We start from the raw sequence: 2,456 nt of genomic DNA, 5'->3' as shown, positions 1-2,456 counted from the left end.
TATGAAGCAGCTCCAACGTATGGTAAAGCTTTTAAACCAAGTTTTGCGCCTGCTTTTACCAGGCCAAATGCGCCTGATAAGACGGCTTTTCTGGAGACTGTTGCTTCAACCGTTGCATTTACAGTTTGTTTTGCCAAATACCCTTCATAACGAGACTTCATAGCTTCCGTTTGAAATTTACGATATAAATTATCAGAAACAGACCTATTCCAAGGCTGCTTATCCCAGTGTGCTGTATGCTGACCGTTATAATTCTCTAGGCAATAAAGGTAACCGTTCTGGTGCGAAAGCCGTGTTAGGTTATAGCTACGCTTGGTAATTCAAATAACAAATATATAAAACAAAATCCACCTTCTTCTGAAGGTGGTTTTTTATTAGATGTTTTGGTTCTTATAATATGGTTGCTAATTTGTTTCAGCAATAAAAAAGTGATATGATCGCGCCCCGTCTTAATTCTGAGACAGAGAGGAAAAAAACTATGGAATTTAAACTTAATAAACTTACGTTGCTTCTATTAGCCGCGCCATTGGCTGCGAATGCAAGCGTTACTTTGTAAGGGACTAATGACGGAATTCCGGAAACCCTTGGGAAGGTAAACCCAGATACGGTTAACGGCTTAGTTCAAGTTGGTAGTGGTAATGGTAATGAAGGTAATCTTAGAATTGATGGGGGCTCTGTTGTAAATATACAAGGGACATTACATATAGCCAACCATCGCAAGTCTAAAGGAACTGTTGTCGTTGACGGGCAAGGCAGTAAACTCATTGTAACCAGTGATGCCAATAATTCAATGAATATCGGTAACTTTGGTAGTGGTAATTTATATGTTTCCAATGGTGGGCAGGTAATCGGTGAATTTGAAGGGACTGAACCGACACCTCACTTTTGGGGATGGCTTCGTGATACCCCGGAAGATGTCACCAATACGGTAATTTCAGTTACCGGTAAAGGTTCATTGCTTCAGTACCCGAAAAACGCCGAAATTCGTGTTGCCGCAAGTGATTGGAGCTCTAAAACCAATACTGTTAATGTATTAGTTGCAGATGAAAGTAAACTTACTGTGGGGACATTAAGAGTAGGAAATGGTACAACCAACATCCAAATTGGTGATAACAACAAAGCAGGCACGTTTGATGTAGAAAAAATTAAACTTGAAGAGAATCCTCAAAAGGTCAAATTTGATTTCGCACAAACAGATGATTTTAACTTCACGCCTGAAATGACCTCAGCTTCCCCTACTACTAAGATTGTTGACTTTGTTCAAAGAGGGAGTGGCACCACTTTATTTGCACCAAGAAACATGAGTGATATTAGCTCTAATGTCAGTATTACTGACGGTACATTAGAAGTTGGTAGAGATTCAGCCAAGCTCCGTTGATTATTACGGGTGGCTTCCGTTCGCAAAACGCCATGGAAGATGCACTCGCCAGCGGCCATTTGGATTTGGTCGGCGTCGCCCGCCCGTTTGCCTTAGTCCCTGATTTGGCAAACAAAATGCAAAACGGCACTTACCAAACCGTGCAGACCGATCGCATCCAAACGGGCGTAGCGTTGGTTGATAAAAAAGCGGGCGCGATGCTGGAAATGAACTGGTATATGACGCAAATGGACTTGATCGGACAAGGCAAACAGCCCAATCCTAAATTGTCGGCGTGGAAAGTTTTACTGAAAACCTTGTGGGAAAACGGCAAGGCAGGGTTAAGTACGGGTAGAGCTTGATGGGGCAAGCAGTTGGATTTTAAAGTTGATTTGCAAAAACACCTGAAAATTTGACCGTATTTAAAAGCATGGAATATAAATAAATTGATACTAAAAAACCGTTTAAATCGTTAAGTACAAACGGTTTTTTAGAAGTTACGGTAGAGGCATTAATACAGAAAAGACGCTGCTTTGGTTGAGATTTAAAATAAAAAATAATGAGTAGATTTAAAACGAGCGTATTGGGGCTTGAGCTAACAGACTAACAGTGTGTCGATGTGTGAATTAGGTAACAGATTGTGATCATTGTAAATGAGCCACATTGTTAAGCTGCTCAATATGAAAACCACTTTCACTATCGTATTTCACAATACTGATAGAAGTATTCAATAATGACACGGATTTACCCTCATCACGATGGTTTTCCAAAGTCGCTCCGCCTAATAAGGACAATAAAAGCCGCAAGGTGTGGCCATGCGATACCACTAAAATATTAGCGCCCGATTGATGTACCTTAATGATATCGTAAAGGGCGGCCATTGCACGTACTGCCAATTGTTCAAAGGTTTCGCCACCATTGCTTAATGCTTTATAAGCTGCCGGGTCATTGGTCAGTTGTTTGAATTCTGTTAGCTTCCGCAGGTCAGCGATCTGCATACCTTCCCAACTTCCAAATGATTGTGTAGAAACTAGTAGCGTTGTTTACAGTATTTCCAGGAGAATACTGAAACATGAACATGCACAAAAACACCCGTCTC

The 2,456-nt window shown here is 41.0% G+C and carries 4 protein-coding genes; 2 read left to right on the top strand and 2 right to left on the bottom strand.

All coding sequences use genetic code 11. The annotated features are described in order from the left end of the window. The coding region (locus ACTHSP_RS19610) for an IgG-binding virulence factor TspB family protein (protein WP_440346738.1) at positions 1–161 on the bottom strand (161 nt) is incomplete at its 3' end. A 410-nt stretch (positions 162–571) separates the two neighbouring features. Here ACTHSP_RS19610 and ACTHSP_RS19605 point away from each other — a divergent pair. Continuing rightward, a complete protein-coding gene (locus ACTHSP_RS19605; RefSeq protein ID WP_440346737.1) occupies positions 572–1,378 on the top strand; it encodes a hypothetical protein in 807 nt (268 codons plus the stop codon). Then, entirely contained in the window at positions 1,375–1,719 is a 345-nt protein-coding gene (locus ACTHSP_RS19600; protein WP_003686500.1) for a hypothetical protein, read from the top strand. Before ACTHSP_RS19605 ends, ACTHSP_RS19600 begins: the two co-directional genes overlap by 4 nt. 282 nt (positions 1,720–2,001) lie before the next feature. On the opposite strand, the gene ACTHSP_RS19595 is transcribed toward ACTHSP_RS19600, so the two are convergent. Beyond that, positions 2,002–2,355, bottom strand: coding sequence for a histidine phosphatase family protein (locus tag ACTHSP_RS19595; RefSeq protein WP_241479507.1), 354 nt, complete (start codon positions 2,353–2,355; stop codon positions 2,002–2,004). Positions 2,356–2,456 lie beyond the last annotated feature (101 nt).

The sequence above is a fragment of the Neisseria sp. P0001.S005 genome (genome assembly GCF_051963715.1).
This window is presented reverse-complemented; position numbering and strand designations above follow the sequence as displayed.

Coding starts and splice junctions, on each gene's coding strand:
- ACTHSP_RS19595 (WP_241479507.1), bottom strand. CDS start 2,355: ATGCAGATCGCTGACCTGCGGAAGCTAACAGAATTCAAACAACTGACC.